At 71.8% G+C, this 24,299-nt stretch carries 29 protein-coding genes; 6 read left to right on the top strand and 23 right to left on the bottom strand.

Annotation, left to right across the window (positions count from 1 at the left end; genetic code table 11):
- Nucleotides 1-49: 49 nt before the first annotated feature.
- The 12 genes from STRVI_RS33215 to hisI all read right to left on the bottom strand — a co-directional run bounded on the left by STRVI_RS33215 (nt 50) and on the right by hisI (nt 10,175).
- Nucleotides 50-781: a VIT1/CCC1 transporter family protein gene (locus STRVI_RS33215; protein WP_014059948.1), complete on the bottom strand. Its 732-nt coding sequence runs from the start codon at nt 779-781 to the stop codon at nt 50-52.
- A gap of 187 nt (nt 782-968) precedes the next feature.
- A complete protein-coding gene (gene lgt / locus STRVI_RS33220; RefSeq protein WP_014059949.1) occupies nt 969-1,934 on the bottom strand; it encodes a prolipoprotein diacylglyceryl transferase in 966 nt (321 codons plus the stop codon).
- 70 nt (nt 1,935-2,004) lie between these two features.
- Nucleotides 2,005-2,832 carry a DsbA family protein gene (locus STRVI_RS33225; protein ID WP_043240631.1) on the bottom strand — a complete coding sequence of 276 codons (828 nt, stop codon included), beginning with the start codon at nt 2,830-2,832 and terminating at the stop codon, nt 2,005-2,007.
- A gap of 86 nt (nt 2,833-2,918) precedes the next feature.
- The gene (trpA, locus tag STRVI_RS33230) at nt 2,919-3,737 is read right to left on the bottom strand and encodes a tryptophan synthase subunit alpha (protein ID WP_014059951.1); all 819 of its coding nucleotides are present in this window, start codon (nt 3,735-3,737) and stop codon (nt 2,919-2,921) included.
- Nucleotides 3,737-4,984 carry a tryptophan synthase subunit beta gene (gene trpB / locus STRVI_RS33235; RefSeq protein ID WP_014059952.1) on the bottom strand — a complete coding sequence of 416 codons (1,248 nt, stop codon included), beginning with the start codon at nt 4,982-4,984 and terminating at the stop codon, nt 3,737-3,739. The genes trpA and trpB overlap by 1 nt, the downstream gene beginning before the upstream one ends.
- A gap of 119 nt (nt 4,985-5,103) precedes the next feature.
- Complete coding sequence (gene trpM, locus STRVI_RS56520) at nt 5,104-5,256, bottom strand: tryptophan biosynthesis modulator TrpM (RefSeq protein WP_372458418.1); 153 nt, start codon at nt 5,254-5,256, stop codon at nt 5,104-5,106.
- 20 nt (nt 5,257-5,276) lie between these two features.
- Nucleotides 5,277-6,086 carry an indole-3-glycerol phosphate synthase TrpC gene (gene trpC / locus STRVI_RS33240; protein WP_014059953.1) on the bottom strand — a complete coding sequence of 270 codons (810 nt, stop codon included), beginning with the start codon at nt 6,084-6,086 and terminating at the stop codon, nt 5,277-5,279.
- Between the two features lie 160 nt (nt 6,087-6,246).
- Nucleotides 6,247-6,657, bottom strand: a complete 411-nt coding sequence (locus STRVI_RS33245) for a DUF2752 domain-containing protein (RefSeq protein WP_043236935.1) — start codon at nt 6,655-6,657, stop codon at nt 6,247-6,249.
- Between the two features lie 162 nt (nt 6,658-6,819).
- On the bottom strand, nt 6,820-7,098 hold the full coding sequence (locus tag STRVI_RS33250) for an HGxxPAAW family protein (protein WP_014059955.1): 279 nt from the start codon (nt 7,096-7,098) through the stop codon (nt 6,820-6,822).
- Between the two features lie 384 nt (nt 7,099-7,482).
- Nucleotides 7,483-8,178, bottom strand: a complete 696-nt coding sequence (locus STRVI_RS33255) for a TIGR02234 family membrane protein (RefSeq protein ID WP_014059956.1) — start codon at nt 8,176-8,178, stop codon at nt 7,483-7,485.
- Nucleotides 8,179-8,245: 67 nt separating this feature from the next.
- Entirely contained in the window at nt 8,246-9,736 is a 1,491-nt protein-coding gene (locus tag STRVI_RS33260; protein ID WP_014059957.1) for an anthranilate synthase component I, read from the bottom strand.
- A gap of 73 nt (nt 9,737-9,809) precedes the next feature.
- Complete coding sequence (hisI, locus tag STRVI_RS33265) at nt 9,810-10,175, bottom strand: phosphoribosyl-AMP cyclohydrolase (RefSeq protein WP_014059958.1); 366 nt, start codon at nt 10,173-10,175, stop codon at nt 9,810-9,812.
- A gap of 107 nt (nt 10,176-10,282) precedes the next feature.
- Between hisI and STRVI_RS52225 the strand changes: the two genes are divergently transcribed.
- Both STRVI_RS52225 and STRVI_RS33275 read left to right on the top strand, forming a co-directional pair.
- On the top strand, nt 10,283-11,314 hold the full coding sequence (locus STRVI_RS52225) for a hypothetical protein (protein WP_014059959.1): 1,032 nt from the start codon (nt 10,283-10,285) through the stop codon (nt 11,312-11,314).
- 81 nt (nt 11,315-11,395) lie between these two features.
- Nucleotides 11,396-12,028 carry a TIGR03085 family metal-binding protein gene (locus tag STRVI_RS33275; protein WP_014059960.1) on the top strand — a complete coding sequence of 211 codons (633 nt, stop codon included), beginning with the start codon at nt 11,396-11,398 and terminating at the stop codon, nt 12,026-12,028.
- Nucleotides 12,029-12,214: 186 nt separating this feature from the next.
- On the opposite strand, the gene STRVI_RS33280 is transcribed toward STRVI_RS33275, so the two are convergent.
- A complete protein-coding gene (locus STRVI_RS33280; protein WP_014059961.1) occupies nt 12,215-13,045 on the bottom strand; it encodes an endo alpha-1,4 polygalactosaminidase in 831 nt (276 codons plus the stop codon).
- A 290-nt stretch (nt 13,046-13,335) separates the two neighbouring features.
- Nucleotides 13,336-14,079 carry an SDR family oxidoreductase gene (locus STRVI_RS33285; protein ID WP_014059963.1) on the bottom strand — a complete coding sequence of 248 codons (744 nt, stop codon included), beginning with the start codon at nt 14,077-14,079 and terminating at the stop codon, nt 13,336-13,338.
- Nucleotides 14,080-14,245: 166 nt separating this feature from the next.
- Between STRVI_RS33285 and STRVI_RS33290 the strand changes: the two genes are divergently transcribed.
- Complete coding sequence (locus STRVI_RS33290; RefSeq protein ID WP_014059964.1) at nt 14,246-14,716, top strand: OsmC family protein; 471 nt, start codon at nt 14,246-14,248, stop codon at nt 14,714-14,716.
- 16 nt (nt 14,717-14,732) lie between these two features.
- Here the strand turns inward: STRVI_RS33290 and STRVI_RS33295 are convergent, their stop codons facing one another.
- Complete coding sequence (locus tag STRVI_RS33295) at nt 14,733-15,833, bottom strand: alkene reductase (RefSeq protein WP_014059965.1); 1,101 nt, start codon at nt 15,831-15,833, stop codon at nt 14,733-14,735.
- A gap of 78 nt (nt 15,834-15,911) precedes the next feature.
- On the opposite strand from STRVI_RS33295, the gene STRVI_RS33300 reads away from it, so the two are divergent.
- From STRVI_RS33300 to STRVI_RS33310, 3 genes are all read left to right on the top strand, one after another.
- Nucleotides 15,912-16,289: a MerR family transcriptional regulator gene (locus STRVI_RS33300; protein ID WP_014059966.1), complete on the top strand. Its 378-nt coding sequence runs from the start codon at nt 15,912-15,914 to the stop codon at nt 16,287-16,289.
- Between the two features lie 92 nt (nt 16,290-16,381).
- Nucleotides 16,382-17,023, top strand: coding sequence for an RNA polymerase sigma factor (locus STRVI_RS33305; RefSeq protein WP_014059967.1), 642 nt, complete (start codon nt 16,382-16,384; stop codon nt 17,021-17,023).
- Nucleotides 17,020-18,054, top strand: coding sequence for a CU044_5270 family protein (locus STRVI_RS33310; protein WP_014059968.1), 1,035 nt, complete (start codon nt 17,020-17,022; stop codon nt 18,052-18,054). The genes STRVI_RS33305 and STRVI_RS33310 overlap by 4 nt, the downstream gene beginning before the upstream one ends.
- A gap of 72 nt (nt 18,055-18,126) precedes the next feature.
- On the opposite strand, the gene hisF is transcribed toward STRVI_RS33310, so the two are convergent.
- The 8 genes from hisF to hisD form a co-directional block, all read right to left on the bottom strand.
- Complete coding sequence (gene hisF, locus STRVI_RS33315; RefSeq protein WP_014059969.1) at nt 18,127-18,897, bottom strand: imidazole glycerol phosphate synthase subunit HisF; 771 nt, start codon at nt 18,895-18,897, stop codon at nt 18,127-18,129.
- Entirely contained in the window at nt 18,894-19,304 is a 411-nt protein-coding gene (locus STRVI_RS33320; protein ID WP_014059970.1) for a RidA family protein, read from the bottom strand. The genes hisF and STRVI_RS33320 overlap by 4 nt, the downstream gene beginning before the upstream one ends.
- Nucleotides 19,301-20,032 carry a bifunctional 1-(5-phosphoribosyl)-5-((5-phosphoribosylamino)methylideneamino)imidazole-4-carboxamide isomerase/phosphoribosylanthranilate isomerase PriA gene (gene priA, locus STRVI_RS33325; protein WP_014059971.1) on the bottom strand — a complete coding sequence of 244 codons (732 nt, stop codon included), beginning with the start codon at nt 20,030-20,032 and terminating at the stop codon, nt 19,301-19,303. Before priA ends, STRVI_RS33320 begins: the two co-directional genes overlap by 4 nt.
- Before the next feature lie 77 nt (nt 20,033-20,109).
- Nucleotides 20,110-20,775 carry an imidazole glycerol phosphate synthase subunit HisH gene (gene hisH / locus STRVI_RS33330; protein WP_078505491.1) on the bottom strand — a complete coding sequence of 222 codons (666 nt, stop codon included), beginning with the start codon at nt 20,773-20,775 and terminating at the stop codon, nt 20,110-20,112.
- Nucleotides 20,766-20,930, bottom strand: coding sequence for a hypothetical protein (locus STRVI_RS53045; RefSeq protein ID WP_014059973.1), 165 nt, complete (start codon nt 20,928-20,930; stop codon nt 20,766-20,768). Before STRVI_RS53045 ends, hisH begins: the two co-directional genes overlap by 10 nt.
- A 259-nt stretch (nt 20,931-21,189) precedes the next feature.
- A complete protein-coding gene (hisB, locus tag STRVI_RS33340) occupies nt 21,190-21,783 on the bottom strand; it encodes an imidazoleglycerol-phosphate dehydratase HisB (RefSeq protein WP_014059975.1) in 594 nt (197 codons plus the stop codon).
- Nucleotides 21,780-22,898, bottom strand: a complete 1,119-nt coding sequence (locus STRVI_RS33345; protein WP_014059976.1) for a histidinol-phosphate transaminase — start codon at nt 22,896-22,898, stop codon at nt 21,780-21,782. Before STRVI_RS33345 ends, hisB begins: the two co-directional genes overlap by 4 nt.
- Nucleotides 22,895-24,220, bottom strand: coding sequence for a histidinol dehydrogenase (gene hisD, locus STRVI_RS33350; protein ID WP_014059977.1), 1,326 nt, complete (start codon nt 24,218-24,220; stop codon nt 22,895-22,897). Before hisD ends, STRVI_RS33345 begins: the two co-directional genes overlap by 4 nt.
- Nucleotides 24,221-24,299: the final 79 nt, after the last annotated feature.

Below are 24,299 nucleotides of genomic sequence, written 5' to 3' on the forward strand. Positions count from 1 at the left end.
ATCGAAACCGAGGAGTAACGGCGTAGTTATGCGGCTCACCGTATGCCTGTCATCCTACGGCCGTTCCGAACAAAGCGCCCAGGGCATAGGTCACACCCGCCGCCGCGCCACCCAGCGCGAGCTGCCGCAGCCCGCTGTACCACCAGGAACGGGCGGTCACCCGCGCCACCGCCGCACCGCAGCCGAACAGCCCGATCAGCGCGAGCAGCACGGCGGGCCACAGCGCCGAGGCGCCCAGCAGATACGGCAGTACCGGCAGCAGCGCGCCCAGCGCGAAGGAGCCGAACGAGGACACCGCCGCGACCAGCGGTGAGGGCAGATCGTCCGGGTCCACGCCCAGCTCCTCGCGGGCGTGTATCTCCAGCGCCTGCTCGGGGTCGCGGGAGAGCTGCTCGGCCACCTCACGGGCCAGCGCCGGCTCCACCCCGCGCGACACATAGAGCGCCGCCAGCTCCTCCAGCTCGTCCACGGGGTGCTTGCGCAGCTCGCGCCGCTCCACCTCCAGCTCGGCCTCGACCAGCTCGCGCTGTGAGGCGACGGAGGTGTACTCCCCGGCGGCCATGGAGAAGGCACCGGCCGCCAGCCCCGCCAGACCGGTGATCACGATGGTCTGCCGGTCCACCGCGCCACCGGCCACACCGGTCATCAGCGCGAGGTTGGAGACCAGTCCGTCCATGGCTCCGAAGACGGCGGGGCGCAGCCAGCCGCCGGTCACATCACGGTGGGTGTGGTTGTCGCGGTGGGCGATGTGCGGGGGCTCGGCGGTATCGATGACGGACATATGAAGATGTGCTCCCTTCGAGAAGGGTGCGGCGATGCGGCCCCACCCCAACGGTTCGAAGGTACGCACGAATTACCCCGCTCCGCCAGCAAGGAAGGCCGAACTTACCTCGCTGACCTGCGGAAACGTAAAGAGGCCGCCGAACCCAGAGGGGTCCGGCGGCCTGTTGGACGCGACGCGGCGCGCGTCAGGGTTTCTTGGAGGGCTCCGCCTCGGCGGCCACCGCACCGGCTTCGTCCGCGCCACCGGTCCCGGCCGGAGCAGCGTCGCTCGCCTCGGTCTTGGTGGCCGGGGCCGGTCCGCCGCCGCTCGCGTCCGCGCCGTCCTCGACCGCGGCGGGCTCGACGACCTCCTCGCGGCCGGGGGACTTCTTCGCGGAGATCACCAGATAGGCCACCGCGGCCAGGAAGACCACGATGGACGTCCAGTTGTTGAGCCGCAGCCCGAGCACGTGGTGGGCGTCGTCCACCCGGAGGTACTCGATCCAGAAGCGGCCCACGGTGTACGACGCGACGTAGAGGGCAAACGCACGGCCATGCCCCAGCTTGAAGCGGCGGTCCGCCCAGATCACCAGCAGGGCCACGCCGATGCACCACAGCGACTCGTACAGGAAGGTCGGGTGGTACGTGCCGGCCACCCGGCCCGCGTCGGCGTCGCCGTCGATCTTCAGCGCCCACGGCAGGGTGGTCTCCTTGCCGTACAGCTCCTGGTTGAACCAGTTGCCCCAGCGGCCGATCGCCTGGGCGAAGGCGATACCGGGCGCGATGGCGTCCGCGTAGGCCGGGAGCGGGATGCCCCGGCGGCGGCAGCCGATCCAGGCGCCCAGCGCGCCCAGCGCGATGGCCCCCCAGATCCCGAGGCCGCCCTGCCAGATCTTGAACGCGTCCACCCAGTCACGGCCGTCGGTGAAGTACAGCTCGTAATCGGTGATGACGTGGTAGAGGCGGCCTCCGACCAGGCCGAAGGGCACCGCCCAGACGGCGATGTCGGCGACGGTGCCGACGCGGCCGCCCCGGGCGACCCAGCGCCGCCCGCCGAGCCAGACCGCGACGAAGACGCCGATGATGATGCAGAAGGCATAGCCGCGCAGCGGAACCGGGCCGAGATAGATCACGCCGGACGACGGGCTGGGAATGTAAGCGAGGAGGTCCATGACAGGACCGACGCTACCGTGCCGGGCGGGAGATGCGGCAACCCACCCGGCAACGGCTGCGTAACAAGGATCAGTCCCGGGCCGCCGCGAGGACCATGCGCTTGAGCTTGTTGGGGCTCAGCGGCTTGTCGGGGTCGCCGTACACGGACTTTCCGCCCAGCAGCACCGTCGGCGTGGACGCATAGCCGGAGTGCGCGAAGACATCGTTGGACTTGCGCACCCAGGCGTCGTGCCGGCCCTCCTCGACGCACTTACGGAAAGCGGGGGTGACCAGCCCGGGGACCTGATCCGCGAGCTTGATCAGCCGGGCGTTCTTCGCGTAGGTGTCCCGGGTCTCCGCGGACTGATGGCGGTAGAGCACATCGTGGTACGCCCGGAACTTCCCGGCGTCCTGGTCCTGGGCGCAGGCCGCCGCGTTCGCCGCCCGGACCGAACCGGTGCCGCCGAGGTTTCCGTCGATGATCGTCACCAGGTGGTACTCGACCTTCATCCGGCCCTCGTCCTGCAGCTCGTGGACGGTCTTGCGGAAGACGTCCTCGAACTGCTTGCACCCGGGACAGCGGAAGTCCTCGTACACCTTCAGGGTCACCGGGGACGGCTTCCCGGCCTTGTCCGCCTGCCCGGCCTTCCCCGTCTTCTCCGCCATCCCCGAGGGGATCACCAGGCGCCCCTTGCCGACCGCTCCGCGCGGTGGCACCACGGAGCTGCCCGACTTGCCCGAGTCGTCTTCGGTCCTGGACACGACCATGCCCACCCCCACGGCCCCGGCGAGGACGGCCACCACGGCCCCCAGGACGCCCAGCGTCCGCTTCCGCTTCGCGCGCGACCGCTCCCGCTCGCGCTGTTCCCGCAGGCGCTCTCGGGCGCCGCGCTTTCCCTCACGGTTTCTCTGACTCACGCCCTCGCCAACGAGGCGGAGGAGCACGGCCGAGCTCCTCCGCCCCGTTCTTCCCTCTAACGAGCGACCCTCCAACGGGCGAGGCGCTAGCGGGCGGCGCGCACGCCTTCCGCCAGCTCACCCGCGAGCTCGCGCAGCCCCGCGAGACCGGCCTCGGTGTCACCCTCGGCGTCCAGCAGCCGCTTGACGAAGGCCGAGCCCACGATGACCCCGTCGGCGAACGCCGCGACCTCGGTGGCCTGGGTGGCGTTGGAGACGCCGAGCCCCACGCAGACCGGAAGCGTGGTGGTACCGCGGGTGCGCTCCACCAGCTCGCGCGCCTCCTGGCCCACCGATTCCCTCGTTCCGGTGACGCCCATCAGGGACGCCGCGTAGACGAAACCGCTGCCCGCCGCCGTGATCTTCGCCAGCCGCTCATCACGGCTGCTGGGCGCGACCACGAACACGGTCGCCAGACCGTGCTGCTCGGCGGCCTTCCGCCAGATCTCCGACTCCTGGACCGGCAGATCGGGCAGGATGCAGCCCGCGCCGCCCGCCTCGGCGAGATCGGCGGCGAACCGCTCGACGCCGTACCGGTCCACCGGGTTCCAGTACGTCATGCACAGGATCGGGGCACCGGTCCGGGCGTGCACCTCCCCCACTGTGCGGATCACATCGCGGATCTTGACCCCGCCGCGCAGCGCGATGTCGTCGGCGGTCTGGATCACCGGCCCGTCGAGGACCGGATCGCTGTGCGGCAGCCCGACCTCGATGATGTCGCAGCCGCCCTCGATCATGGCGGTCATCGCGTCCACCCCACCGTCGATGGAGGGGAAACCGGCGGGCAGATAGCCGACGAGCGCCGCGCGCCCCTCGTCCTTGGCGCCCGCCAGGACGGATCCCAGCAGCTCCAGATTCCCGGCCATCACTTCGCTCCCTGGTCGCTCTGCTGGTCGTAGAGCCCGAAGTACCGAGCCGCCGTGTCCATGTCCTTGTCGCCGCGCCCGGAGAGGTTGACCAGCACCAGGCCGTCGCTCCCCAGCTCACGGCCGAGGTCCAGGGCGCCCGCCAGCGCGTGGGCGCTCTCGATCGCCGGGATGATGCCCTCGGTCTCCGAGAGCAGCCGCAGCGCCCGCATCGCCTCGTCGTCGGTGACCGCCCGGTACTCGGCGCGGCCGATGTCCTTCAGATACGCGTGCTCCGGCCCGACGCCGGGGTAGTCCAGACCGGCCGAGATCGAGTACGGCTCGGTGATCTGGCCGTCCTCGTCCTGCAGCACGAACGACCGGGAGCCATGCAGGATCCCGGGCTCGCCCTGGCTCAGCGTGGCCGCGTGCTCCCCGGTCTCCACACCGTGCCCGGCGGGCTCGAAGCCGACGATGCGCACGCTCTCGTCCGGCAGGAAGGCGTGGAACAGCCCGATCGCGTTGGATCCGCCGCCCACGCAGGCCGCGACCGCGTCCGGCAGCCGCCCGGTCCGCTCCAGGATCTGCCGCCGCGCCTCCACGCCGATCACCCGGTGGAAGTCGCGCACCAGCGCCGGGAAGGGGTGCGGGCCGGCCACCGTGCCGAAGAGGTAGTGGGTGCGGTCCACATTGGCGACCCAGTCCCGGAACGCCTCGTTGATGGCGTCCTTGAGAGTGCGGCTGCCGGACGTCACGGAGATGACCTCGGCGCCCAGCATCCGCATCCGCGCCACATTGAGCGCCTGCCGCTGGGTGTCGACCTCGCCCATGTAGATGGTGCATTCGAGCCCGAACAGCGCACACGCGGTGGCGGTGGCCACTCCGTGCTGACCGGCGCCGGTCTCGGCGATGACGCGGGACTTGCCCATGCGCTTGGTGAGCAGGGCCTGCCCCAGCACGTTGTTGATCTTGTGGGAGCCGGTGTGGTTGAGGTCCTCCCGCTTGAGGAAGACCCGGGCGCCCCCGGCGTGCTCGGCGAACCGCTGCACCTCGGTCAGCGCACTGGGCCGGCCGGTGTAGTTGACCAGCAGATCCTCGAGCTCGGCCGCGAAGGCGGGGTCCGTCTTGGCCTTCTCGTACTCGGCCGCGACCTCGTCGACCGCGGCGACGAGCGCCTCGGGGATGAACTTGCCGCCGAAGGCGCCGAAATAGCCCTCGGCGCTGGGCACTCGACCCTCCGGGTCGGGAATGAAGAAATCAGAGGACATGGGTGGTACTCCTCGATCGGGGCAGCGCCCCGCAACGGATGTGATGGGTGGAAAAGCCATGGCCCGCCGGACAGAAACGCCTCCGGATACGGCCCACGGCTACGGCCTGCAGCGCACTATCAGCGCGTTGCCGTCCGACGCCATCGCCGCCCGTTGATCTGTCCCGGCTCGCATCCGATGTGGTAGCGCACGCGCCGCCCCCGCACCCGCCTCGCGGGCGCGCGGCAGCCCCGGGGCCGACAGCCCCGGGCCAGGCGCGCGTACGTCTCCATGATCCGCCGGTCCCGTCCCGTCAGTCCCGGCCGTGGCGCAGCGCCGGGTGGGCGCCCGCCGCCACCAGATCGGCCACCGCGGCCTTGGGGTCGCGTCCGGTCACCAGGGACTCGCCGACCAGCACCGCGTCCGCGCCGTCGTTCGCGTAGGCGATCAGGTCGTGCGGACCGCGCACACCCGACTCCGCGATCTTGACGATGTGGTCGGGGATCTCCGGGGCGACGCGTGCGAAGGTCGAGCGGTCCACCTGGAGGGTCTTGAGGTCGCGTGCGTTGACGCCGATGACCCGGGCCCCGGCGTCGACCGCGCGGACGACCTCCTCCTCGTCGTGCACCTCGACCAGCGGCGTCAGCCCGATGGACACGGCACGCTCGATGAGCGAGACCAGCGCCTCCTGCTCCAGCGCGGAGACGATCAGCAGGATGACGTCGGCGCCGTACGCCCGCGCCTCCCACAGTTGGTACGAGGTGACGATGAAGTCCTTACGGAGCACCGGAATGTCGACCTTGGCCCTTACGGCTTCCAGGTCGGCCAGCGAACCGCCGAAGCGGCGCTGCTCGGTCAGCACGCTGATGACGGACGCGCCGCCCGCCTCGTAGTCGGCGGCGAGCCCCGCGGGGTCGGCGATCGCGGCGAGCGCGCCCTTGGACGGGCTGGACCGCTTGACCTCGCAGATCACGTTGACGCTGTCGCCCTTGAGCGCCGCGACGCCGTCCTTCGCCGGCCGGGCCTTGGCCGCCCGCTCCTTGAGCTCGTCGAGGGTGACGCGCGCCTGCCGCTCCGTGAGGTCGGCACGGACTCCGTCGATGATCTCGTCGAGCACACTCATCGAGCGGGCCCCCTTCCGTGACGGGGATGAAGCTGGCTTCGAATCTGCCGGATGTGGCGGCAAGCCGCCTCACCTGGCACTGCGATGGTAGCCGCCGGGACGCCGAGGTCTCGCATCCGGTTGACGCGGACGGCCCCCACATGCACATACACAACAGCGGTCACGGTGTCAGTAGTCCCCCGAACGGGAAATTCCGGACGATGGTGAAGACCAGGGCCACCGCGCCGAGCGCGCCCGCATGCCACGTCCGCGCCGCCGGGAAGCGTCCGCGCACGCACCACACCACCCAGCAGACGGCGAAGAGGGCGTAACAGCCGACGGCGAGGGCGTTGTCGCGCAGCGCGGCCGCCAGGTCCCCGTGGGCCAGGGCGTGGGCACCGCGCAGCCCGCCGCAGCCGGGGCAGTACAGCCCGGTGAGCCGCAGCAGCGGGCAGACGGGGTAGTGACCGGGCTCCCCGGGGTCGACGGCGCCGACGTAGCCGAAGGCGGCGAGAACGCCCGCGAGCACACCGAAAGGTGCCACGAGACGCCTCGCCACGGGGGCCGGGGCGGTCGGCGATGGTTCGCTCACACCGCCAAGTCTCCCCCGGGATCCGCGAAGGCGCAGCTCAGGGCCGGTACGCCGGCCTCCGTACGGCTCAGTGCCGAGCGCGGTGGAGGCGGGGGCGGTGGAGGCGGGGGCGGTGGAGGCGGGGGCGGTGGAGGCGGGCGCGGCCCCGGGCCGCGCCCGGGCTCACTGCTGGGTCTGTGCCTGCGCCTGCGCCTGCGCCTGCGCCGTGGGCTGCGGCTGCGGCTGCGACTGCGGGAGCGAGTGCTGCTCCTTGGGCAGGCCCAGCCCGGCCGCGCGCATCGCCACGCCGACGACACCGCCGAGGACGATGATCACCATGCCCACCCAGAAGCCGAGCGGGTTGGCCGCCACGGTGAACGCGCCGGCGACGCAGAAGCCGATGAAGGCGATGGTGACACCGGTCCAGGCGGCCGGGGTGTGTCCGTGGTTGTGACCCGCCATGAATTCTCCTCGTAGCTGTACTGCGCCTGGTCCGGGCGCTCGGGGGCGAACGCTCCCACGCCATTGTCCCCGACGCGCGAAACGCCCTTGAGCGGGGGTGGACATTGCGGTCCGAGACGGGACGGGGGCGCGAGGAACCTGCTGGGCCCTGTCCGGTGGATCTTCGTCCCTGTGACATCAGCGGCTGCCGCCGCGGGGCCCGCGGCGTCTGGTGCAAGAGGCACCTCCGAGCGGTAGCCGGGGGACCACCGCAAGGCGGAGGGTCGTCCTCGTACCGGGTCGTACTCGGACGATCCCGACAACGCAGCCGGGGCACCTCCCAGCGGTAGCCGGGGGCGCCGTGCCAGGCGGCGCGGGCCCACGGAGATCCGCCGGACAGGGCCTCTAGGCGCCCCGCTCGGCCTCCTGCCGCGCCGGGGCCTGCGTCGGGTCCTCGCCCCGGTCCAGGGCCTTCCACAGCTCCTCGGGGCGGTCCGGGTCGGGGGCGGGGCCGCCGCGCCGGGTGCGGCTCCGGCCCGCGGTGCCCTCGGTGCCCGCGCGCTCGTACCGCCCGGACATGGCCGGCCAGTGGCGGCCGTAGCCCAGGGCGAGCACGCCCGCGAGCAGCAGCAGCACACCGCCGGCCGCGGCGACCCACGGCCAGGGGGTGTACGCCACATCGTGGATCGGGCTGTGGGTCAGGCCGCTCACCTTGGACGCCTTCTCCTCCAGCGCCGCCTTGTCGGTCGCGCCGAGGGCCGAGCTGACGACGATGCCCGCCCCGCTGAGGGCGAGCAGCGCCGAGACGGCACCACGGCCGAGGCGGCGCACGGCGAAGACCGCGACCAGCGCGGCGAGGCCGACGATCGCCAGCGCACCGGGCAGCCCGGTGATGTCATCGCCGTTGGCACTCTGCGGGAGAGAGCCCTGGGCGACGGAGGCGGTGCCCTCGGCCCACTTGCGGCTGGTGGCCAGCAGGACGAGGGCGGCGCCGAGCGCACCGGCGAGCAGGGCGATGGCAAGGCTGCTTCGGCGGCCGCGGGCGGCGCGGGCGGAGGGCTCGTTCTCGGCCCTGGGCTGGGGTACGGCTGCTGCAGTCACGCCTACCACTATCCCCCACCCGGGTACGGGACCGCCCCCGGGTGGGGGATATGGGAACTACCGGGAACTACCGCCCCAGCCGGCCCGCCGCGTGAACCGCCCGCAGCACCGCCGCCGCCTTGTTGCGGCACTCCGCGTCCTCGGCCGTCGGATCGGAGTCGGCGACGATCCCCGCGCCCGCCTGGACGTACGCCGTGCCCTCGCGCAGCAGCGCGGTGCGGATGGCGATCGCGGTGTCGGAGTCGCCCGCGAAGTCGAGATAGCCGACACAGCCGCCGTAGAGCCCGCGGCGGCTCGGCTCCAGCTCCTCGATGATCTGCAGCGCCCGCGGCTTGGGGGCGCCGGAGAGGGTGCCCGCGGGGAAGCAGGCGGTGAGCACGTCGAAGGCCGTACGGCCCTCGGCGAGGCTGCCGGTGACCGTCGAGACGATGTGCATGACATGGCTGTAGCGCTCGATCGACATGAAGTCGACGACCTCCACGCTGCCGGGCTCGCAGACCCGCCCGAGGTCATTGCGCCCGAGGTCGACGAGCATCAGATGCTCGGCCCGCTCCTTGGGGTCGGCGAGCAGCTCCTCCCCGAGGGCCGCGTCCTCCTGCGGAGTGGCCCCCCGGGGGCGGGTGCCGGCGATGGGATGCAGCATCGCCCGGCCGTCCTCGACCTTGACCAGGGCCTCCGGGCTGGAGCCCACCACATCGAAGTCCTCGAACCGGAAGAGGTACATATAGGGGCTCGGGTTGGTGGCGCGCAGCACCCGGTAGACGTCGAGGGCGCTCGCCGAGCACGGCGTCTCGAACCGCTGCGAGGGGACGACCTGGAACGCCTCGCCCGCGCGGATGCGTTCCTTGATGTCGTCCACGGCCGCCATGAAGTCCTCGCCGCCCCACAGCGCGGTGTACTCGGGCAGCTCGGACTCGGGCAGCACGGTGGGGTCGGTCGGCACGGGGCGGACCAGGTCGGCGGCCATGGCGTCGAGCCGGGCCACGGCGTCCGCGTACGCCTCGTCCACACCCGTGTCGAGGTCGTTGTGGTTGATCGCGTTGGCGATCAGCAGCACGGTGCCGTCCCAGTGGTCCAGCACCGCCAGGTCCGAGGTGAGCAGCATGGTCAGCTCGGGCAGGCGCAGATCGTCCCGCCCGTGCTCGCCGACCTTCTCCAGGCGGCGGACGATGTCGTAGCCGAGATAGCCGACCATGCCGCCGGTGAACGGCGGTAGCTGGACCAGGCCCCCGAGGTCGCGGGGGGTGTGCAGGGTCTCGACGGTGGCGCGCAGCGCCTGGAGGGGGTCGCCCTCGGTGGGCACGCCCACCGGCGGGGTGCCCAGCCAGTGGGTGCGGCCGTCGCGTTCGGTGAGGGTGGCCGAGCTGCGGACGCCGATGAAGGAGTAGCGGGACCAGGAGCGGCCGTTCTCGGCGGATTCGAGGAGGAAGGTGCCGGGGCGCTCGGCGGCCAGTTTGCGGTAGAGGCCCACGGGGGTGTCGCCGTCCGCGAGCAGCTTGCGGCTGACGGGGATGACGCGGCGGTCGGCCGCCAGCTTGCGGAAGGTCTCGAGATCCATCGTGACAACGTCCTGGGTCAAGGGCTGGGGAGCCCGGCGGGCGGGTGCATGGATGGCCGGTCCACGGGCCGGTCTACCGGCCGAGCGGGAGCTCGTCGGCGTCGAAGCAGGTGCGGTCGCCGGTGTGGCAGGCGGCGCCGACCTGGTCGACCTTGACGAGGATGGTGTCGGCGTCGCAGTCGAGGGCGACGGACTTGACCCGCTGGATATGGCCGGAGGTGTCGCCCTTGACCCAGTACTCCTGGCGGCTGCGGCTCCAGTAGGTGCAGCGGCCGGTGGTGAGGGTGCGGTGCAGCGCCTCGTCGTCCATCCAGCCGAGCATCAGCACCTCACCGGTGTCGTACTGCTGGGCGATGGCGGGCAGCAGGCCGTCGGCGCCGCGCTTGAGGCGGGCGGCGAGGGCCGGGTCGAGGGCGGAGGGGCGGTCGGAGCCGGTCATGCGACCATTCTGCACTTCCGGAGAGGGGTCTCCGCCAATGATCTCCGCCGGGCCGGTATGCCGGGCCCGATGGTCGGGTTGTCGGTGGAATGGGGCATGCTTCGGGCATGACGTTTCCGCCGCCGTCGAATGACCCCAACCGGCCTGGAAACGGCGGGGGGTTCGGTCCACCGCCGCAGCCGCAGCAGCAGCCACCGTCTCAGCCCCCGCAGCCTCCTCAGCAGCAGCCGCAGGGCTTCGGGCCGCCGCCCCCGGCGGACCAGCCCGCGCAGCCGGGCGGGCCCGGGCCGCAGGCCCAGCCTGGTCCGTACGCCCAGCCCGGTCCGCCCGGGCAGCCCAGCGGCGGTTTCGGCCCGCCGACCCCACCGGCCCTGCTGCCCGGCGGGCCGCCGCCGGGCGCGCTCCCGCCGGGGGCCATACCCCCGGGTGCGCTGCCGCCTCCCCCGCCGACCGGCCTCGGCGGTTCCAAGGTCACGGCGATCGTCATCGCGGCGGTGGTGGCCGCGGCGGTGGTCGTCGGCGCGATCGTCATCGGAACGAAGGACCACGGAGACAAGAAGACGTCGGCCGACGCCGGCCCGTCCGCCTCCGCCTCCGCCTCGGACCGCCCCCTCTCCTCGCCCTCGGACGGCGGGGCGACCGCCGCCCCGCCGGGCTCGGAGGACCCCGGCCAGGGCGCGCCGCTGGGCGGCGGAAGCGATGCCCCCGACGCGGATCCGGACACCTCGGATTCGGCGGCCCCGGACGCGTCGGAGTCCGGCGAGCCCGGTGACAAGGTGCCGTATGTGGTGCTCGACCCCGGCCAGTGCTTCGACCACCCGGCGATGGACAGCAGCGTCACCAAGGTCGAGAAGCGGTCCTGCCACGGCCCGCACGACGGCGAGGTGATCGCCAACGAGAAGCTGAGCGGCGACTTCTCCTCCGAGAAGGCGATCCAGACCAAGGCGCTGTCGCTGTGCGGCACGGACGCCAAGAAGCGGCTCAAGACCATCCCCAACGACGGCCGGATGTATTACTACTACGCGCTGTATCCCGCGCTGGGCACCTACTCCATCCAGGGCGAGGACCAGGTCTCCTGCGCGCTCACACTGAGCGCCGCACGCGACGGCAAGAAGCTGAGCAAGCCCCTGTCGGGATAGGCCGGGCAGGGCGGCCCCGGCGGGGCGCGCGGGGCGGCGCTTTCCATGGCAGCGGGCGGGCCCCGGTCGTAGGGTGGACGTATGTCCACTCACGCGAAGCGCGAACGCCTGCTCCTCGCCGACCTCTTGGACGGTGCGGGCCCCGGGGCCCCGACGCTGTGCGAGGGCTGGAACACCCGCGATCTGGCGGCCCATCTGGTGGTCCGCGAGCGCCGCCCCGACGCGGCCGCCGGGGTGCTGGTCAAGCCGCTGGCCGCGCGGCTGGCCCGGGTGCAGGAGGAGTTCGCGGCGAAGCCGTACGAGGAGCTGCTCCAGCTCTTCCGCACCGGTCCGCCGCGGATGTCGCCGTTCGCGCTGAAGCAGGTGGACGAGGCGGCCAACAGCTTCGAGTTCTACGTCCACGCCGAGGATGTGCGCCGCGCCCGCCCGGAGTGGACACCGCGCGAGCTGGACCCGGTCTTCGCCGACACGCTGTGGTCCCGTATCGAGCGCGGCGCCCGGATCTTCGGCCGCCGCTCCCCCGTCGGCCTGGTGCTGCGGCGTCCGGACGGCCGTACGGCGGTGGCCCACCGCGGCGTCCCGGTCGTCACGGTCACCGGCGAGCCGGGCGAGCTGGCGCTCTTCCTCAGCGGCCGCCAGGAGGCCGCCCGGGTCGAACTGGAGGGCGACAAGGAGGCCGTGGCCGCGGCGCGTGAGGCCAAGCTGGGCGTCTGAGCCGGGCCCTGAGCCGTCCTCGGCGGCGCCCTGAAGGGGCGCGGGGAACTGCGCGACCAGCCACCACGGCGCCGCAGACAATCGACGGCATCAGGGCACTTCCTTCGACACTGCCCGCACGGGCCGCCCGCCGCCCGTGACGTATCCCCGCCGCCCGGCGCGCGGCGGGGATTGCCGGAGGAATCCCTAACAGGTCTCGCGGACGTAATCCTCACCGTCGTCGGTCGAGACGTCCTCGTCCCGCAGGACGATGCTGAGCCGGTCGCCCCAGCCCGCACACGCCTTGGCGAAGCCCTCCTCGCCGTACTCGACCACCACGACATGGTCGTCGTAAGCCTTGGCGAACTCACCGCACTCGTCGTACTCGCCGCACTCCTCGACCACCGCGAAGTCCAGCCCGGCCGCCTTACGGTCGGAGAGCAGCTCCGCGGTGTTCTTCTGCGCGATGGCCAGCCCCTGGGCGTGTGCGTGTTCCGACAGCAGGGCCATGAACTCCTTGGCGTGAGCGGTGGTCAGCAGCTTTTTGGAGCGCTCGTAGCTGTCGTAGTTGTCGGGCTCGACGGCGTCGAAGCCGTCCTCGGCGCAGCCGTCGATCCAGCCGTTGACCTTCTCCGCCACGCGCTCGCGCTTCTTGGCGGTGCTGATGTCGAGCAGCGGTTCCTTCCACTGGGTGTCGATGACGAGATCGCCGTCGCGGTCCCGCAGCAGCAGGTCGTCGGGCCACTGGTCGCGCTCGCCCGGCTGGACCTGGAAGGCGTTGACGTAACAGATGTTGTACAGCTTGTCCGCCGGGGAGTCCGCGCGGTCGCGGCTGACGATGTCGACACCCTTCGGCGGGGTGTACTCCCCGCCGATCTGGTAGTCGAAGCCGCCGTGGACGGGCGGCAGCGCCACTTCGGACGCGCTGGCCCCCGAGGACATGGACACGGCCACGACGGCGGCAGCGGCGGCCGCGGCCGTCGCCACCGACGCGAGGACCCAGCGGCGACGAAGGCGGACGGCATGGCTGGCTGGCATGAAAGCTCCAACACTCGCGGGTAACGGCCCCGCCTCGGATGGCATCCGCCGTCCTGGCGACTGAGTCCGGGCTCGGGACCGGAACCGGACCCCCTACCGGCTGGGCGTACCTCTTGGGCGGCACGGGGGCGGTACACCCGTGCGGCTGTTGTGATCAAAGCGGCCCCCGGCAACGGCGTCAAGTCGGCAGCCCCCAGGACCGGACCGCTGCCGCGGCCGTCATCCGACCGCCACGACGCCCCTCCCGCGCGGCAGTTCGCGCGGCAGTTCGCGCCCCCGCCCGCGGACCCCTACTGGGCGCTCGCGGCCGGGCGCACCACGATCTCGTTGACGTCGACCTCAGCCGGCTGGCTGATGGCGTACGCGACGGCGTCGGCGATCGCGGAGGCGGGCAGGGCCACCGCGCGGTAGGTCTTCATGGCCTCACGGGCGCCCGGATCGGAGATGGAGTCGGCGAGTTCGGACTCGGTCACGCCCGGGGAGACCAGGCTGACCCGGATGTCACCGGCCGATTCCTGGCGCAGCCCCTCCGAGATGGCGCGTACGGCGAACTTGGTGGCGCAGTACACCGCGGCGGTGGGCGACACCTCGTACGCGCCGACCGAGGCGATATTCACGATGTGCCCGCCACCCTGCTCCTTCATCACCGGCAGCGCCGCGGCGATTCCGTACAGCACACCGCGCACATTCACATCGAGCATCCGGTCCCACTCGTCGACCTTCAGCGCCTCGAGCGGCGAGAGGGGCATCACCCCGGCGTTGTTGACGATCACATCCACCCGCCCGAACCGCTCCCGGGCGGCGGCCACGAAGTCCCGCATGTCCCCGGCCGCGGTGACATCCAGCCCCTGATACGCCGCGCTGCCGCCCTCGGCGGTGATCTGCCCGGCCAGCTCCCCCAGCCGCTCGGTCCGCCGCGCCCCCAGATACACCCGGTGCCCATCGGCGGCGAGCCGACGCGCGGTCGCCTCGCCGATCCCACTGCTGGCCCCGGTGATGAGCACGACCTTGCCCGTCTCGGTGATGGCGTTCATGGCGGTATCCCTTTCGCTCCTGATCCCGTTTCTGTCCTGCCCCACCGAGTCTGGGCAGGTCAGCGGCCCTGTACCAGGACCCGCTTCTCCTGGGTGCGGCACACCCTGTCAGTGGGCCGCGCCATCATTGAACGAGCGCTTCACAACGGAAGGGAGCACACAGCCGATGGGCCGACAGCACTCCTACCGCGCCACCGTCCGGTGGACCGGCAATACCGGTTCGGGGACGAGTGGTTACCGGGGCTACGGGCGGGCGCACGACATTCTCGGGGACGGCAAGCCGACCCTGCGGGGCAGCGCCGATCCGGCGTTTCTGGGGGATCCGGGGTGCTGGAATCCGGAGGAGTTCCTGCTGGTCTCGCGCTCGCAGTGCCACATGCTGACGTACCTGTCCGTATGCGCCCGGGACGGGGTGAGGATCACGGCGTACGAGGACGTCGCCACCGGGGTCATGGAGGAGGCGGCCGGGCGCAGTGGGCGCTTTGCCGAGGTGGTGCTCAATCCGGTGGTCACCGTCGCGGACGCGGCGATGGCGGAGCGGGCGCGTTCGGCGCACCATGACGCCCATCAGACGTGCTTCATCGCCAATTCGGTCAACTTTCCCGTCCATCACCGGCCGACCATCCGGGTCGGCTGAGCCGGGTCGGCTGGGCTCAGGCCGCCGTCAGTGTGGGGTAGTCCGTGTAGCCGGTCTCGCCGCCCACGTACATCAGATACGCGTCCCGGATGGGGTTGAGCGGGGCGCCGGTGCGCAGGCGGGTCACCAGGTCGGGGTTGGCCAGGAAGGTGCGGCCGAGGGCGATCAGGTCGGCTCCGGCGGCCAGCAGTCGCTCGGCCTGGTGCATGCCGCCGTCGGCGGGGACGCCGTCGCCGGGCAGTGAGGGGTTGGCGATCAGGGTGGCGGGCCAGGCGGCGCGGAGTTCCCGGAAGAGGGGGTGGTCCGGTTCGGCGCGGACGATGTGGAGGTAGGTGAGGCCGGTGTCCGCCAGTTCCTTGATGAGGGCGGGGTAGAGGGTCTCGGGGTCGCCCTCCTCGATGCCGTTGACGGTGGATCCCGGGGAGATGCGCAGGCCCACCCGCTCGGGGCCGATCGCGTCGGCGACGGCGTGGACCACCTCGGCCACGAATCGGATGCGCCCGGCCACCGAGCCGCCGTAGGCGTCGGTGCGGCGGTTGGTGTTCCGGGCCAGGAACTGGTGGAGGAGGTAGCCGTTGGCGGCGTGCACCTCCACTCCGGCGAAGCCCGCGTCGAGGGCGTTGCGCGCGGCGGTGGCGAAGTCGGCGACGGTGGAGCGGATCTCCTCGACCGTCATCTCGCGTGGTACAACGGCCTCTTGGTGGCCGCCGGGGGTGAAGATCGTCTCCGGGAACGGGACCGGCGAGGGAGCCACCGGCGTCAGTCCGCTGGTGTCCGGGTGGCCGACCCGGCCGCCGTGCTGCAGTTGGAGGAACATCCGGCCGCCCGCCGCGTGCACCGCGTCGGTCACCCGCCGCCATCCGGCCACCTGCGCCGCGCTGTGGATCGCGGCGATGTCGGGGTAGGTCTGCCCCACCGCGTTGGGCGTGGCGGCCTCGGCGACGATCAGCCCGGCCGTGGCGCGCTGGGCGTAGTAGGTGGCCATGATCGGTTCGGGTACACCGTCGGCGGCGGCGCGGTTGCGGGTCATCGGCGCCATCACCAGGCGGTTGGGCAGCTCCAGCGGGCCCAGGCGGGCGGGTTCGAAGAGGCGGGGTATCCGGGGTGTGTGCGTCATGCCGGTACGGTAGAACTTGACATCAATGTCAGATTCAAGTCCCCGGAGTCACGGCCCAACCCGGCAGACGAGGTGAGCATGCGGATCGGCGAACTGGCTCGGCGCACCAGCGTGAGCGAGCGCTCCCTGCGCTATTACGAGAAGCAGGGCCTGATGACGGCCGAGCGTACGCCGGGCGGCCATCGCGATTACCCCGAGAGCGCGGTGGACCGGGTCATCCGCATCCAGGAACTCTTCGCCGCCGGGCTGTGCAGCGAGAAGATCGCCCAACTGCTCCCCTGTATGCGCGATACGGACGGCGGCCCGTCCCGGCGGGCCAACTCCCAGCTCGTCTCCGACCTCACCACGGAGCGGAAGCGCATCAACCGGATGATCGATGACCTGCTCCGCTCCCGCGATGTCCTGGACGAGGTGATCGCGACGGCGTCGGAGACCGGCGAACCACCCTCCCCGTAACCGGCGAACCACCCTCCCCGTAAGTGGTGTGGCACAGATCACGGGAACCACCTCCGCCGTGCGGAGAGGCACGGGTGTGAGGTGCAAACAACATGAGTGATGGCCTGCGAGCGCGGGTACGGGCGGGTGACCGCGAGGCGTTCGCAGAGCTCTACGCGGAGTACGCACGCGCGGTCTACAACCACGCCTACCGGCTGACCGGCAACTGGTCGGTGGCCGAGGAGGTGATGGGGGACACGTTCCTCGACGCCTGGCGTACCCGGGAGCAACTGGAGCCGGGCGACGGCACGCTGAAACCGTGGCTGCTGGGCGTGGCGACGAACAAGGCCCGCAACGCCAACCGCGGCATCGGCCGGCGCCTGGCCTTCCTGGCCCGCCGCCCGGCGCCCGCCCCGGTGGCGGACTTCGCCGACGAGACCGCCGGGCGGATCGACGACGCCCGCCGGCTCGCCGCCGTACGCACGGTCTACGGCCGGCTGCGGCGCGGCGAGCAGGAGGTGCTGGCGCTGTGCGTGTGGTCCGGGCTGGACTACGCGCAGGCCGCCCAGGCGCTGGGGATTCCGGTCGGCACCGTGCGCTCGCGGCTGTCCCGGGCCCGCACCCGGCTGCGCAAGCTCGCCGAGCAGCGGCTCGCGGAAGAAAAGACGGAACCGCCACCCCGTCGCGGAGAGGTACAGCGTGAGGCCGCGTTCGCGGCCCTGCCCTATCAGGAGTTTCAGGAGGAACCCCGATGAACGCCGCTGGCTCCGGGCCCGACCGGGCCGAGCACGAGGAAGCGGAACGCGAGGAACTGGCCCGGCTGCTTCCCGCACCGGCCGAGCGGGACGTTCCTTCCGAGCCCTACCTCCACCACAAGGACCGTTTGATGCAGCACATCGATGACGACCAGAACCGCACCCCCGCCCCCGCCCGGAAGGCCGGGCCGCGGCTGCTGCGCCCCGCGCTGGTGATGCCCGCCGCGGCCCTGGCGCTGGCCGGGGCGCTGGCCGTCACCTTCACCGGGGGCGGAGGGTCCGGCGACAGCGCCGCCCAGCCCCGCGAGAGCGCCACCGTCCTGCTCGACCGGATCGCCGGGACCGCGGCGAAGTCGGACGTCCAGCCGGTGCGCCAGGATCAGTTCGTCTACCTCAAGAGCGTCGGGGCCGGGGCCGAGATGAAGGAGAACGGCGCCTCCAAGCTGGAGCCGCGGAGCGAGCGCGAGGTCTGGAAGTCGCAGCGGGTGAAGCGGATCAACAAGACCGGCGAGATACACGATGACGAGGGCTACTCCCCGATGTACGAACTGGGAGGGTCCACGGCGGGCATCGACCGCCCCACGTACCAGTGGCTGGCGTCCCTGCCGACCGACCCGGACGTCCTGCTCAAGGAGCTGTACCGGATGACCGAGGCAGAGGACGGCCAGGAGAAGACGCAGGCCGTCTTCGACCAGGTCGGTCGGTTGCTGGGCGATGTGATGCCGCCGGAGAACGCCGCCGCGCTGTACAAGGCCGCCGCGAAGATCCCCGGGGTGACGCGGCAGGAGGACGCGGTGGACGCGGCGGGCCGCCACGGGTTCGCCATCACCCGCGTCGACAAGCGGACGTGGGTCGCGACCGAGTGGGTCTTCGACCGGGACAGCCTCGCCTTCCTCGGTGACCGCAGCTACCGGACGAAGGACTTCGCGGCGGGCAAGAAGGGTGACGTCCTGGAGGAGGACGCCACTCTGGAGAGCGGGATCGTCGACCACTACCGCGAGCGGCCGCAGGGCGACGGCACCGCGAAGTGACGCCCGTGACGTCCTGAAAGCCGACGCGGCGGGGGTCACCGTACGGTGGCCCCCGCCGCAGGCGTGGATCCCTCAGCGGACCGGGTGCCCCGCGTCCCGCAGCGCGTCCTTGACCTCGCCGATCCGAAGGTCGCCGAAGTGGAAGACGGAGGCAGCCAGCACCGCGTCCGCGCCCGCCGCGACCGCCGGGGCGAAGTCGGCCAGCTTCCCCGCGCCGCCGCTGGCGATGACCGGGATGGTGACGTGCTTGCGGACGGACTCGATCATGGCCGTGTCATAGCCGTCCTTCGTGCCGTCCGCGTCCATGGAGTTCAGCAGGATCTCCCCCGCGCCCAGCTCCGCCGCGCGGTGGGCCCATTCGACGGCGTCGATGCCGGTGCCGCGGCGGCCGCCATGGGTGGTGACCTCGTAGCCGGAGGAGGTCACCGTCCCTTCGGGACAGCGGCGGGCGTCGACCGAGAGGACGAGCACCTGGCTGCCGAAGCGCTGGGAGATCTCGCGGATGAGCTCGGGGCGGGCGATGGCGGCGGTGTTGACGCCGACCTTGTCCGCCCCGGCGCGCAGCAGCTTGTCGACGTCCTCCGGGGTGCGGACGCCCCCGCCGACCGTCAGCGGGATGAAGACCTGCTCGGCGGTGCGGCGGACCACGTCGTAGGTGGTCTCGCGGTCGCCGGAGGAGGCGGTGATGTCGAGAAAGGTCAGCTCGTCCGCGCCCTCCTCGCCGTAGACCTTGGCCATCTCGACCGGGTCGCCCGCGTCGCGCAGATTCTGGAAGTTGACGCCCTTGACGACCCGGCCGTTGTCCACGTCCAGGCAGGGGATGACTCGGACCGCCAGGGTCATGACTGTCGTGCTCCTCGGAATGCTTCCAGTTCGACTTCCACCAGGACACGCGAGTCGACGAAACCGGACACCACGACCAGCGTCGCGGCGGGGCGTACGGCGTCGAAGAGCTCCTTGTGGGCGCGGCCCACTTCGTCCACGTCACGGGCGTGGGTGAGGTACATACGGGTGCGGACCACCGATTCGACGCCCAGGTCGAACTTCTTCAGCGCGTCCAGCGCATGGCCGAAGGCGGCGAGCGTCTGCTCGTACGGATCGCCCTCGCCCTCCAGCACGCCGCGCTCCGCCAGCGGCATCGTCCCGGCGACGAGCACCAGGTCACCGACCTCGACGGCCCGGGCGAACCCGATGCTCTCCTCCCAGGGGCTGTCGGTCTGGACCCGCCGCGCGGACTCGGGTGAGGTCATACGGATACCGCCTCCAACGCCTCTTCCAAGGTGAACGCCTTGGCGTAGAGTGCCTTGCCCACGATGGCGCCCTCGACACCTTCCGGTACCAGAGTCGCAAGGGCACGCAGGTCGTCGAGCGAGGAAACGCCGCCGGAGGCGACGACGGGCTTTTCGGTCGCGGCGCAGACATTGCGCAGCAGCTCCAGGTTGGGGCCCTGGAGGGTGCCGTCCTTGGCGATGTCGGTGACGACGTAGCGGGAGCAGCCCTCGGAGTCGAGGCGGGCCAGCGTCTCGTACAGATCGCCGCCGTCCCGGGTCCAGCCGCGGCCGCGCAGCGTGGTGCCGCGCACATCGAGGCCCACCGCGATGAGGTCGCCGTGCTCGGCGATGACCTTGGCGACCCATTCCGGGGACTCCAGGGCGGCCGTGCCGAGGTTCACCCGGGCGCAGCCGGTGGCCAGGGCGGCGGACAGCGAGGCGTCGTCGCGGATGCCGCCGGACAGCTCGACCCTGAGGTCCATGGCGCGGGCCACCTCGGCGATCTGCTCGCGGTTGTCCCCGGTGCCGAAGGCGGCGTCGAGGTCCACCAGGTGCAGCCATTCGGCGCCCGCCCGCTGCCAGGCCAGGGCGGCCTCCATCGGGTCGCCGTACGACGTCTCGGAGCCGGACTCGCCGTGGACGAGGCGGACGGCCTGGCCGTCGCGGACATCGACGGCGGGGAGGAGTTCGAGGCGGTTCGAGCGCATGCGGACAACCTTCGGTGAGAGCGTGCGGGCGGTGCGGGCGGGAAGGGCGGGTGCGGACCGGGGCCGGCGCGGGCCGGTCAGAGTGTGTCGAGCCAGTTGCGGAGCAGCCGCGCTCCGGCGTCACCCGACTTCTCGGGGTGGAACTGGGTGGCCCACAGCGGGCCGTTCTCCACGGCGGCGACGAACGGCTCGCCATGGGTGGCCCAGCTCACCTTGGGGGAGGGCATGTGGGGGTTGGTGACCTCGAGCTCCCAGGTGCGGACCGCGTAGGAGTGGACGAAGTAGTACCGCTCGCCCTCGTCCAGGCCCGCGAAGAGCTGTGAGTCCTCGGGCGCCTTGACCGTGTTCCAGCCCATGTGGGGGACGACGGGGGCGCGCAGCGGCTCGACCGTGCCGGGCCATTCGTCCAGGCCCTCGGCCTGGACGCCGTGCTCGATACCGCGCCCGAAGAGGATCTGCATGCCGACGCAGATGCCCATGACCGGGCGGCCGCCGGACAGCCGGCGCCCCACGATCCAGTCGCCGCGCGCCTCACGCAGCCCGTTCATGCAGGCGGCGAAGGCACCGACGCCGGGCACGAGGAGCCCGTCGGCGGCCATGGCCTTGTCGTAGTCGCGGGTGATCTCGACCTGCGCGCCGACATGGGCGAGGGCCCGCTCGGCGGAGCGTACGTTGCCGAATCCGTAGTCGAAGACGACGACGTTCTTCGCGGTCGTGCTGTTCGTCAGGTCGCTCAATTCCATACCTCAAGCCGCAGGATCCCGGCGAGCAGCGCCATCGTGGCGCCGATCCCGAGCAGCGTGACGATGCTCTTGGAGATGCCCTGCTTGACGAAGGAGACGACCCCGCCGAGCAGAAAAAGCCCCACGAGGATGAACACGGTCGACAGGCCGTTCAAGACGCTACCTCGTTCGCTTCTCCGCCCGCGCGACGAAAGCGCGGGTCGCATATCATCTGCGGCCCGGCGGCCGCGCGCGCGACGCTCACGGCTACCTCGTTCGCTTCTCCGCCCGCGCGGCGAAAGCGCGGGTCGCGTGTCATCTGCGGCCCGGCGGCCGCGCGCGCGACGCTCACAGCTACCTCGTTCGCTTCTCCGCCCGCGCGGCGAAAGCGCGGGTCACGTGTCATCTGCGCCCCGGCGGCCGCGCGCGCGACGCTCACAGCGCCCCCTTCGTGGAGGGGAGGATCCCGGCGGCGCGGGGGTCGCGCTCGCTGGCGTAGCGCAGGGCCCGCGCCAGGGCCTTGAACTGGCACTCCACGATGTGGTGCGCGTTGCGCCCGTACGGGACGTGGACGTGCAGGGCGATCTGCGCCTGGGCCACGAAGGACTCCAGGATGTGCCGGGTCATCGTGGTGTCGTAGGTGCCGATCATCGGCGCGATGTTCTCCGGCTCGGTGTGCACCAGGTACGGGCGGCCGGAGAGGTCGACCGTCACCTGGGCCAGCGACTCGTCCAGCGGCACCGTGCAGTTGCCGAACCGGTAGATGCCCACCTTGTCGCCGAGCGCCTGCTTGAAGGCGGCGCCGAGCGCGAGGGCGGTGTCCTCGATGGTGTGGTGGGTGTCGATGTGCAGGTCGCCCTCGGTCTTGACCGTGAGGTCGAAGAGGCCGTGGCGGCCGAGCTGGTCGAGCATGTGGTCGTAGAAGCCGACACCTGTCGATACATCGACCTGGCCGGTGCCGTCGAGATCGATCTCGACGACGACCGAGGTCTCCTTGGTCGTGCGCTCCACACGTCCCACGCGGGTCATGCGCTTTTCTCCTTCATCAGCTCGCGTACCGCGTCGAGGAACGCGTCGTTCTCGGCCGGTGTGCCCGCGGTGACCCGCAGCCGGCCCGGTACGCCGTTGTCACGGACCAGGACACCCCGGTCCAGCAGGCCCTGCCACGCCGCGTGGGCGTCCTCGAAGCGACCGAACTGGACGAAGTTGGCGTCGGAGTCGGTCACCTCGCAGCCGAGGGTGCGCAGCTCGCTCACCAGCCGGTCGCGCTCGGCCTTCAGCGCCTCGACGTACCCCAGCAGCGTATCGGTGTGCTCCAGGGCGGCCAGCGCGGTGGCCTGGGTGACGGCGGACAGGTGGTACGGCAGGCGGACGAGCTGGACGGCGTCGACGACCGCCGGATCGGCGGCGAGATAGCCGAGCCGCAGCCCGGCCGCGCCGAACGCCTTGGACATGGTCCGCGAGAGCACCAGCCGCGGCCGCCCCTCGATCAGCGGCAGCAGCGACGGACGGTGGCTGAATTCCCCGTACGCCTCGTCCACGACGACGAGCGCCCCGGCGGCCTCCGCCCTGGCGGCCTGCGCCGCCTCGTAGAGCGCCAGCACCGTCTCGGCCGCGACGGCCGTCCCCGTCGGATTGTTCGGCGAGGTGATGAAGACGACATCGGGGCGGTGCTCGGCGATCACCTTACGGGCGGCATCGACATCGATGGTGAAATCGGCGTTCCGGGGACCGGAAATCCAGCCGGTGCCGGTGCCGCGTGAGATCAGTGCGTGCATCGAGTACGAGGGCTCGAAGCCGATCGCGGTGCGCCCGGGCCCGCCGAAGGTCTGCAGAAGCTGCTGCAGCACCTCGTTGGACCCGTTGGCCGCCCAGACCTGGGCGACGCCGACCTCCAGGCCGGCCGTACGGCTGAGGTAGCGGGCCAGCTCGGTGCGGAGCTCGACCGCGTCCCGGTCCGGGTAGCGGTTGAGGTTCCGGGCCGCCTCGGTGACCCGCTCGGCGATGCGGGCGACCAGCGGCTCGGGCAGCGGATAGGGGTTCTCGTTGGTGTTCAGCCGTACGGGCACCTCGAGCTGCGGGGCGCCGTACGGGGATTTACCACGGAGCTCGTCCCGGATCGGGAGATCGTCAATGCCAGTCACTTGCTCGGTGGCACCTTCCAGTCGAACCTTGCCTTCACCGCGGCGCCGTGGGCGGGCAGATCCTCCGCCTCGGCCAGCGTCACCACATGGCCGGCGATCTCGGCCAGCGCCTCCCGGCTGTAGTCCACCACATGGATGCCGCGCAGGAACGACTGCACGGACAGCCCCGAGGAGTGGCAGGCGCAGCCGCCGGTGGGCAGCACATGGTTGGAGCCCGCCGCGTAGTCGCCGAGCGACACCGGCGCGAAGGCCCCGACGAAGATCGCCCCGGCGTTGCGCACCCGGGCCGCGACGGCCGCCGCGTCCTCGGTCTGGATCTCCAGGTGCTCGGCCGCGTACGCGTCCACGACGGCCAGGCCCTGCTCGATGCCGTCGACCAGCACGATGCCGGACTGCCGCCCGGAAAGGGCCGGACGGATCCGGTCCTCGACGTGCTTGGTGGCCCCGAGCTGGACGTCCAGCTCCTTCTCGACCGCGGCGGCCAGCTCCTCGGAGTCGGTGACCAGCACCGAGGCGGCCAGCGGGTCGTGCTCGGCCTGGCTGATCAGGTCCGCGGCCACGTGCACCGGGTCGGCGGTGGCGTCGGCGAGGATGGCGATCTCGGTCGGCCCGGCCTCGGCGTCGATGCCGATCCGGCCCTTGAGCAGCCGCTTGGCCGCGGCCACGAAGATGTTGCCCGGCCCGGTCACCATCGCGACCGGGCGGCAGTCCTCGGTGCCGTAGGCGAACATGGCGACGGCCTGGGCGCCACCCGCCGCGTACACCTCGTCCACGCCCAGCAGCGCGCACGCCGCGAGGATCGTGGGGTGCGGCAGCCCGCCGAACTCCGCCTGCGGCGGGGAGGCGACGGCCATCGAGCCGACCCCGGCCTCCTGCGCGGGCACCACGTTCATCACCACGGAGGAGGGGTAGACCGAGCGCCCGCCCGGTACGTACAGCCCGACGCGCTCGACCGGCACCCAGCGCTCGGTGACCGTGCCGCCCGGCACCACCTGGGTGGTGTGGTCGGTGCGCCGCTGGTCGCGATGGACCAGCCGGGCCCGCCGGACGGACTCCTCCAGGGCGGCGCGCACGGCCGGGTCCAGCTCCGTGAGGGCGCGCTCCAGCGCCTCCGCGGGGACCCGCACCCGTTCTATGGCGACGCCGTCGAACCGATGGGCGTAGTCGATCAGCGCAGCGGTACCGCGATGGCGCACGTCGTCGCAGATGGGCCGCACCTTCTCCAGGGCGGCCTCGACGTCGAGCTCGGCACGGGGCAGCAGGTCGCGGTCGATCCCGCCTTCCGGGAAGGCGGTACCGCGCAGATCGATACGAGAGATCACGCGATCAATTGTCTCAGACCCGCCACGACGCCCCTCCCCCCGTATCAGTCAGTGATACGGACGCCCTAAGTTGACCCTG

Source organism: Streptomyces violaceusniger Tu 4113, assembly GCF_000147815.2.
Taxonomy (GTDB): domain Bacteria; phylum Actinomycetota; class Actinomycetes; order Streptomycetales; family Streptomycetaceae; genus Streptomyces; species Streptomyces violaceusniger_A.